This is a genomic window from Cedecea sp. B1(4), from assembly GCF_059414925.1.
The window spans coordinates 1-372 of the sequence record NZ_JCAHMZ010000276.1 but is presented as its reverse complement, the minus strand read 5'-3'; the positions used below and the strand labels follow the sequence as shown (position 1 = coordinate 372).

Annotated in this window: 1 protein-coding gene; it reads right to left on the bottom strand. The window is 59.9% G+C overall.

What is annotated here, in order from left to right; translation table 11 throughout:
• On the bottom strand, nucleotides 1–372 hold a 372-nt coding region (locus tag ACR6JA_RS22920; protein ID WP_494599788.1), incomplete at both ends, for a DNA topoisomerase.

Sequence of the window (372 nt, the reverse complement as noted above, 5' to 3'; positions counted from 1 at the left end):
CGTCCGTGCGCGGATAGGTCGTGGCCTTATGTTTTTCGTACAAGGCCTGGGCGATTTCGAGGGTGCGTTTGGCCGAAAACTTGAACCGCTTGTTCGCCTCGCGCTGCAGCGTTGTCAGGTCGAACAAGCGAGGTGGCAAACTGGACGTGCCTTTCGACTCGTCGGTGACCGAGCTCGGCGGCACGCCCTGGCACTTGCCAACAATGGCCATCGCCTGTGCTTTGTCGAAGATCCTCGCTCCGGAAGCATCCGGGTCGTCGCCCTCTTCCGTCTGGGCGCCCTGAGCGATCCAACGACCGACATAGGATCCGGCGTTTGCTGAGAAGGTAGCGTGCACTTCCCAGTAATCCTGCGGAACGAAGTTCCGAATCT